This window comes from Paraburkholderia sp. NMBU_R16 (genome assembly GCF_013282575.1).
In the GTDB taxonomy this organism is placed as follows: Bacteria; Pseudomonadota; Gammaproteobacteria; order Burkholderiales; family Burkholderiaceae; genus Trinickia.
Genome location: NZ_JAAAYE010000105.1, coordinates 1 through 7,499 on the forward strand (window position 1 = coordinate 1; position 7,499 = coordinate 7,499).

Genomic DNA, 7,499 nt, shown 5'->3' on the forward strand with positions numbered 1-7,499 from the left:
TGCACGGCCACTTCGGGATTCGCTTCGAGTTCTTCCATCGTGTACACCTGTCCATTAAAAGTTGTTAATGGACACGATGCTCGCGTCAGAACACTCGGGCTTCAAGGCGACTTTGCCGGGCGCTTACGGCGAAATGTTCATGGAAGCCTTCTTTGCCCGCTTCAAGGTCGACGAAGGCGATTTTGAAGCGGGGCGCTACTTCATGGACGAAGGGTCCGGCCTTCTGCTCATGCTCGTCACAGCTCTGTCGCGAAAGCGGCGAAAGGCGCTCGATCGCGTTCCTATCACGGTCGGCATGCTCGTCACCGCTGCCAACCTCGGTAAACGGGATTCCGCCAAGGTCGAGAACGGTCGCTTGTGACGAAGCGGGAAACGCTGACCGTCGGTATGCTTCATAGGCACTGATTGATGGCAGTTGGGACTCACAAGCGCTGCCGCGACGGCAGCCGGTCAACCACGCTGCGGATTAGGCATACAACAACCACCCGAGAGACGAGCATGCCGACAATTGAGTTGCAGATTTGCAGCCCGCGTTGGGGCCATGACGCCACTACGCGATCGAACTCGAACGGGACTACATCGAGATAACTACGAGAGCTTCAACGCGGCGCCGACAAAGGCTTGGTGTTTCTTGAAGCGCAGCACGACCGAAGAGCCAAGCAGTACACCGTCCCCGGCGCGCGCATACGCGCGATCGGCCGACTCTACATGCTCTGAACACTTGCTCGCTTATTAGACCTCTGGCGAGCAAGCGCTTGCTTGAGCGTCGCACACACTGCTATAGAGAGTCCGATTCCGCCTGCACTGACAAACGTGATTTCAAGCCCCAAGTGCTGAGCCACCCAGGACCCTATGATGGGTCCGACGACTAAGGCAGCAAGTTGCATACTGCGGGCCGATGCCGACACGACGCCAAGCGAGTCAGGCGGTGCTTCTTTCTGTAGAGCGATAGCGTAAGCCATCACTCCGCCTCCGTAACAAAATCCGTTGATGCACCAAAGCAGGCACAGCACTCCCAAGCTCAATTTGGTGACGGTGAGCGCAAGAACGCCCGCCACAAGAACGGTTGCACTGAATCCTACGAGAAACCAAGTCATCGATTTAGACTCGCTGACATGCGCCAGTATGTTCTTAAGAAAGACTCCGCAACCTATCGCCCCAAGAGCTGTGCAACTGACGATCGAGCCGAACGAACTGGCTGGCTGTCCATGATCCCGAAGTAGTACAACCACGAGCGAATCGTAGAGACCTAAAATCGTCGAGAAAGTGACCACGAGCCCAAGCGCGGACGCCAGTGCAGGGCGCTCCACGATCAGTCGCCAAAACAATGCGAAATCGGGGTAGCGCGGCCGGTGAGACTCGTTCGAATGTCGCCATCCGACGGCACCAGCTACACCGATAGCGCACCCCATTGAAAAAACGGCAAGTATCGCGGTCAACGCAAAGCCGCCCTGCGAATGATGCGCAAAAGAGAGCGCAGCCCCCAGCAGAGGCGACAGAATCTTCGTACATTGATCGACGATCGAAGTGAGCGCCACCGTGGAAACGATTTGCGCGTCTGACAGCAAGCGCCGAATTACAATTTGTTCCGCCGGAATGGTCCCGAGATTGCTGACGCCCTTTGCAAAAACCCATACCGCAAAGACGCCTTCATTCGGGGCGAACGCAAGTCCCAAAGAGGTTACAAAACGCGCAAATGCGCCGCACAGCATGACGAGTGCGGGCGACTTCCTATCCGCGAGAGCGCCTATGAACGGCCCTGCCAATAACCCCGGCAATCCATATAGCGCTGCAGTCATCCCCAAAACGCCAGGACTAGCATCAAAATTAAACGAAAGGAGAGAGAATATTAGCGTGAAATCCACCCAAATAGAAATCGAATTAAAAGTTCTGCCCCAAAAAAAAGACGGATACCCACGGATCCCGAACAGAGAAATAGTTGTGCTCATGGCATCGGTTTTGCCTTAAGTTGTTCTTACGTATAGCTTGTCGTTAACCACGAAACCGTCAAGGCCGGCCTTCGCCGCGTACCGCGCAAGGTCTCCGGTTCGATTGATAAACCCGGCTCCGTTGAAATTGAGGGATGTATTGCAGAGCACGCCACTACCTGTTACTTCTGAGAAGGCCTCGAGCAGTGCATAGATCCGTGGGTTCTCGCGCAAATTGACCGTTTGGGGCCTACTCGAACCATCGACGTGCGTAACAGCTTGCAGAGAGTCGGTCTTAGCGCGCGCAAAATAAAGCATGTGAGGGCTAGGCCCGCGCAGATCGAAATACTCCAGGGCACGCCTCTCTAGGCAAATGGGTGCTATTGGCCGGAACGATTCTCGACGCTTGATTGCGTTGAGTCGGTCAAGAGTGGATTTGGCGAACGGCGCGGCCAAAATCGATCGATTTCCGAGCGCACGCGGGCCGATCTCCGCTCTACCGTTAGCCCACCCTAGAATTGCCCCCTGCTGAATCAGCTGCGCAGTCGTATGGTAATGCATCTCCCTCCGACAGAATCCTTCTATTTGATCAAGATCATCGATAAACGGTTGTCCGCAGTAGACATTCCACTCGATCTTGGCGTACCCAGTCAATGCTAACTGAGCATCGACTGCAGTACCAATAGCTGTCCCCACATCATTTGGACAAGGAGGCACAAATACATCCGTAAAGAGCCCGCTATCCGCCCACTGCCGATTCCAATCACAATTCAGGCCACATCCGCCGCTGATCAGAAGAGGCGCACGGTACTCCACAAAACGCCGCACCCGTTCACGGAACAGGTCGAAGATGCAATCGGAAATCGTTCTGGCCAAATCCTTGAATTCCCGGCTCTCGACGCCGATGTTGAAGTACCTGGACTCTGAAAACCTTTGCTTGTCTAAAGAAGCGAGTGTCAACTGATCCGAAAGAAGCGCTGAAACGAGATCGAACTCACTACTACGAGAATCTATCCGCTCGCCAAACGCGGCGAGAGCCATCAATTTTCCTGCATCACTCAATCTAACGTGCCCGCTTCGAATATTGAAGGTCGGGTCTGCGACACCGTACGCGAAAGCATATCGAATCCCCGGATATGGCAATATCTGGCAAAGTTTTTTGATGTTGATATGTGCATCAACAAAATAAAACGATCCGATATGGCCTTCCCAAACGAGCACGTAGCATGGTTGCCCTTGCGGAAAAGGCGACATCCCGTATGCGCACATGATATGAGAGCGCTCGTGAGAGTCGGTCACTAAGCGAAGATGATCGCCAAGAAACACGCTTGATGTTACACGTGGTTTCTCAACACCCCAATAACCGCCGCCTATAGGGGGCGCACTCGCGGGGTAACCTTCGGTCCACCCACTGACGGCGATGGCGTCCGGGGTGCGATCGACCGCTGCGCAAGCCTCAATGAACAGATTGACCCCGATCGGAGCATATCGCGGGTTCGAGTCTTTCTCGGCTTCATAAGAGAACTTCAAGACTCCGTCCTCGATGGCTGCGATGTGTCCGTCGTGCCCTGGTTTGAATCCCAAAATAAGCATGGCGTCTCTTCTAGGAAATATTGTTAAACCTTTGAATGCTAGCAAGCATCTCCGGAGCAAACGGCGTGTCTTCACCCGGACCCGCGCCCACGAAGAAGAGTACCGATTCGCTGACCTCGTCCACCCTCAATAAGCGATTAATCTCACGATCCAAAAAATAACCCGTGAGCCACGAACGTAATCCGATGCCAGTTGTTACGAGCTGGAACGTTTGAGCTAGACACCCAATGTCTAGCAACGCAACTCGGTATGCCCGGGAATGTGGATACTTCCACCACATCTTGTCAAACCGGCAGGTGATGAATACGCCGAAAGCCAGATTCCGCGCAAACATTTGCGCACATAACAGCCGACCGAGCATCTCGCCGTTTATATCGCCAGCTAGGCGCGTGAGCTGATGGGAGCTGGCACGGTAGTGATAAATCCCAGGGCTCAATCCCGTTACGTGTAGAGCGACTAGGTACGCTTCACTAGGATGGAGCGAGCCCCCAGATGGAGACGTTCGCCGATAGCCGACGGGCCGAAGGCCAGCTGCACGCATATCTTCGCGTGTATCGCCATGTACGATACCGAATGTCCAGTGCAACGCATCAGCTACCATTTGAAGTGCAATCGGCTCGGCAACGAACGATCGGCTCGTTCGCCGCCTCATCAGAGCATCTGAAAGCTGATTAATTGCAGCGAAATTGCGGTTTGGCACGGGGAGAGCAATCAATTCACCCTCCCTTTCATGTTTCATTTCCGGAATTTTGTCGGCTATCGATGCGCAATATGCCACGTAGCCCTCGTAGCTATCGTCCGAAGGGAGGTCTGCTCCGTCTTCGAGAACGACCTGCGTTCCGATATGAAATATCTGCGACAAACAATCCCATCCCCAATTTTCGAGATTTCGACTGTCACCTGCAAATATTCCGCTAGCGTCAATTTCTCGATCAATGCTGGACTCAGTCAGGTTAGCACCGCGCGCGACGTCAAGCAGTCGTTGAGTGTGTGCGGGGCTTATCTGGTATTGAGCATGTTTTCTATAATCCCAAAGGACCAACTTTCCATCTATTATCTTGATAAAAAATGGCGGACTCGATCTCGTATTCATAGCGCCTGCTTAAATAATACTCATCGTCGATGGCTGGCATGGGCCAGCCATCGGTCCTATCAACTATGAAACATCAACCTTACTTCCGCGCCGCGCCGACGGGCTTGTTATATGCGTCGTTTGACTGGAACGACAGAGCTGGTTCGAGTGCGATCTTTGTTATTTGTCTTGGAACGCCAACCGGCTTGTTATAGGCATCATTCGACTGAAACGATAGGGTCGGCTCAAGCTTGATTTTTTTCATAGCATAGCTCTCCAAAAAATGAATAGTGCGCATCCATCGAAACGTGATGCCAGTGAAGCGTACGAACAGATTCCAAAAATAAAAAAGCTACGCGAAAGAATTCGGACGAAAGGAAGAATGTAAACCTTATTTCGCATAATTCACGGATGATTCCCGATTGCTCGTCAGCGCGGCATATGGCCCGCGGGCTCGAAATGCTTGGCAGGGACGGCCGCAGCCCCGGACCGCGATACGGCATCTGGGCGTTCCTTCCCACGAAACGCAAGCCGAAGGGTGCGGCGATCGGCACATCGATAGCATCACGGGTGGCCCGCAGGCACCTCGACTTCAAGATAGAGAAGGACATCCTGCCGACGCTAACGCTCGGCAGCGTCCGACGCCTCAAAATTCTTTGGACGCGCAACATCGGCGTCTTCGTCGGCCGCACCGTCCCGATCATCGGCGAAGTCATCCTCGCCTACGACGTGTCGGTAATCGGCTACCGCAGCGCCGTTCATTACAACGGTAATCCCCCCGCTTTTAACGCGACGCAGAGCATGAGGGCTGATGATCAATCGGCTGCTGATCGTTGCCACCATGGCGCTTTCCGCGCTCGCCTGCGAACCGGACGGTGACGGTGACTGCTGTGCCTGGAAGAGAATGCGGGGCAACTATCGGATCGACGAGGCGAGCCGAAAACGTCGCGGGACATAGGCTTGCGGCACCACATGGCTACATGCGCCGCGATGCTTGCCAGTATGGCGAGCGATCCAATAGTTTCCAGCAGAGCGCACACCATGCTCAACGATGCACCAGCATCGGCGCGTAGGTCTTCACGAAGAACCCGAGCGTGATGCAGGACGTCGCCAGTAGCGTGCCGGCACGAATGACTGCCGGCGAGGCGCGCCGGCCAATGCGCGCGCCACCATATCCCCCAAGGATTGCGCCGGCCAGCATGGCCAGCGTCTCCGGCCAGCGCACGGCCTGCGCGCCGATGAACGCCAGCACGGCAACAAGATTCGCCGCGCCGACCAGCAGCGTACGTGCAGCATTGAGATGCTTGATATCGCGATTGTCGAGCAGCCCCCATACGGCGATCATCATGATCCCCACCGCTCCTCCAAAGTAGCCTCCATATCCGCCGAGCGCGAACTGGATGGCGAGTACCGCGCCTGCGGGAATGTGCCAACGAGCACGCAGCGCATCGCCGATCCGCCGTCCGAACGAAAGCGCAACGGACGCGATCAGCAGCAGCCAAGGCAACACGAAAGCGAATGCTGTGGACGAGGTGCGCAGCAGCAGGATCGCTCCGACCAGGCCACCGCACAGCGTCGCAATCAGCAATGCGCGCAACGGCACCGACCCGACCGGACCCAGGCCGTCGCGATATGCCCACGCGCTGGCGAGGCCGCCAGGAAACAGCGCTACGGTACTGGAGGTATTCGCATAAACCGGTGGCACACCCGCCGCGATCAGCGCAGGCAGACTGACAAACGAGCCGCCCCCGGCCAGTGCATTCATTGCACCGGCCACCAATCCGGCCAGAAAAATCAAAAAATTCGATTCCATGGGGGCCATGCTAGGCACTCGATCATCTGTCCGCAATCTGGCATTTCCAGTGCTAGACTTCGGAAAAAACGAAAGCAGAAGAGGGACTTTCTCGTGCGCTTCGACCTGACCGATATGCGGTTATTCCTGACTGTTGTGGAATGCGGCAGCCTGACGCAAGGCGCGCGGGAAATGCACCTGGCGCTGGCGTCGGTCAGTGAGCGCATCGCTGGCATGGAGTCGGCGCTTGGCGCACCGTTGCTCGAGCGCAACCGTCGCGGCGTGCGCGCAACGGCGGCCGGCGAGGCCTTGATCCGGCATGCCCGTTCGATCCTCGGCCAAGTCGAGCAGATGCGCGGGGAGTTGCGTACCTACGCAACGGGACTGAAAGGACGCATTCGGCTGCTGTCCAACACCGCGGCGCTGGCGGCATTCCTGCCGCCCCGGCTATGTCAGTTCCTGGCGGCGCATCCCGACCTTGCCGTCGATCTCGAAGAACGGCCTAGTTCCGAGATCGTCCAAGCGCTGGTGGACCGGCGCGCGGACCTCGGCATCGTGGCCGACATCACTGACCTCGCGAACCTGCAGACGCATCTGATTGCAGAGGACGAACTCGTAGTAGTGGCCAGCCGCGCGCATCGCGTTGCGAAGCAAGCGTCCGTGGCATTCACGGAAATTCTTGGCGAACCGGTTGTCGGCATGGCGGATACTGCGCTCGAAACACACCTTGCGGAACGCGCGTCGCGTCTTGGTCGTCAGCTCTACTACCGCGTCCAGCTGCGCAGCGTGGAGCACGTGGCGATGTTGGTCGAGGCAGGCGTCGGCGTATCGATCCTCTCGAAGGTATTGGCGAGCACGCTGCGTCGGGACCTGGCGATCCTGCCACTGTCGGAGGCATGGGCTGCGCGGCGGCTTTACCTTTGCGCGCGAGACTTTCTCGTGCTGACGCCGCAGGCCGATCTGCTCGCGCGGCAGTTGAAGGAAGGCGCTGCCGCGCGTCAAACAAGATGAGAGCAGCGCGTCAATCAGGATGAGAGTACTGGCGTGGCGGCAGCGGTGAAGGGCGTAGCCCGGAACCGCTGCCGCCACGCCGCGCCGAGCAGTCCCCCGTCAT

8 protein-coding genes are annotated in these 7,499 nt (G+C 56.6%); 3 read left to right on the forward strand and 5 right to left on the reverse strand.

Annotation, left to right across the window (positions count from 1 at the left end; genetic code table 11):
- Positions 1–67: 67 nt before the first annotated feature.
- Positions 68–361, forward strand: a complete 294-nt coding sequence (locus tag GWC77_RS26345; RefSeq protein ID WP_173261986.1) for a DUF1493 family protein — start codon at positions 68–70, stop codon at positions 359–361.
- A 343-nt stretch (positions 362–704) separates the two neighbouring features.
- Here GWC77_RS26345 and GWC77_RS26350 read toward each other — a convergent pair whose 3' ends face one another.
- From GWC77_RS26350 to GWC77_RS26365, 4 genes are all read right to left on the reverse strand, one after another.
- The gene (locus tag GWC77_RS26350) at positions 705–1,949 is read right to left on the reverse strand and encodes an MFS transporter (RefSeq protein ID WP_173261989.1); all 1,245 of its coding nucleotides are present in this window, start codon (positions 1,947–1,949) and stop codon (positions 705–707) included.
- Between the two features lie 15 nt (positions 1,950–1,964).
- Positions 1,965–3,521: a carbamoyltransferase C-terminal domain-containing protein gene (locus GWC77_RS26355; protein WP_173261992.1), complete on the reverse strand. Its 1,557-nt coding sequence runs from the start codon at positions 3,519–3,521 to the stop codon at positions 1,965–1,967.
- A gap of 10 nt (positions 3,522–3,531) precedes the next feature.
- On the reverse strand, positions 3,532–4,614 hold the full coding sequence (locus tag GWC77_RS26360; protein ID WP_173261995.1) for a SagB/ThcOx family dehydrogenase: 1,083 nt from the start codon (positions 4,612–4,614) through the stop codon (positions 3,532–3,534).
- A 79-nt stretch (positions 4,615–4,693) separates the two neighbouring features.
- Positions 4,694–4,858, reverse strand: coding sequence for a hypothetical protein (locus tag GWC77_RS26365; protein ID WP_173261997.1), 165 nt, complete (start codon positions 4,856–4,858; stop codon positions 4,694–4,696).
- Between the two features lie 194 nt (positions 4,859–5,052).
- Here GWC77_RS26365 and GWC77_RS26370 point away from each other — a divergent pair, with 194 nt between their 5' ends.
- Positions 5,053–5,472: a hypothetical protein gene (locus tag GWC77_RS26370; RefSeq protein ID WP_367949118.1), complete on the forward strand. Its 420-nt coding sequence runs from the start codon at positions 5,053–5,055 to the stop codon at positions 5,470–5,472.
- Between the two features lie 166 nt (positions 5,473–5,638).
- Here GWC77_RS26370 and GWC77_RS26375 read toward each other — a convergent pair whose 3' ends face one another.
- On the reverse strand, positions 5,639–6,406 hold the full coding sequence (locus GWC77_RS26375) for a sulfite exporter TauE/SafE family protein (RefSeq protein ID WP_173262003.1): 768 nt from the start codon (positions 6,404–6,406) through the stop codon (positions 5,639–5,641).
- Between the two features lie 93 nt (positions 6,407–6,499).
- On the opposite strand from GWC77_RS26375, the gene GWC77_RS26380 reads away from it, so the two are divergent.
- Entirely contained in the window at positions 6,500–7,396 is an 897-nt protein-coding gene (locus GWC77_RS26380) for a LysR family transcriptional regulator (protein ID WP_173262006.1), read from the forward strand.
- Positions 7,397–7,499 lie beyond the last annotated feature (103 nt).

What these genes read in the sequence shown, in the direction of transcription:
- GWC77_RS26370 (WP_367949118.1), top strand. Translation starts at nt 5,053, where the DNA reads ATGCTTGGCAGGGACGGCCGCAGCCCCGGACCGCGATACGGCATCTGG.
- GWC77_RS26365 (WP_173261997.1), bottom strand. Translation starts at nt 4,858, where the DNA reads ATGAAAAAAATCAAGCTTGAGCCGACCCTATCGTTTCAGTCGAATGAT.
- GWC77_RS26350 (WP_173261989.1), bottom strand. Translation starts at nt 1,949, where the DNA reads ATGAGCACAACTATTTCTCTGTTCGGGATCCGTGGGTATCCGTCTTTT.
- GWC77_RS26355 (WP_173261992.1), bottom strand. Translation starts at nt 3,521, where the DNA reads ATGCTTATTTTGGGATTCAAACCAGGGCACGACGGACACATCGCAGCC.
- GWC77_RS26345 (WP_173261986.1), top strand. Translation starts at nt 68, where the DNA reads ATGGACACGATGCTCGCGTCAGAACACTCGGGCTTCAAGGCGACTTTG.
- GWC77_RS26375 (WP_173262003.1), bottom strand. Translation starts at nt 6,406, where the DNA reads ATGGAATCGAATTTTTTGATTTTTCTGGCCGGATTGGTGGCCGGTGCA.
- GWC77_RS26360 (WP_173261995.1), bottom strand. Translation starts at nt 4,614, where the DNA reads ATGAATACGAGATCGAGTCCGCCATTTTTTATCAAGATAATAGATGGA.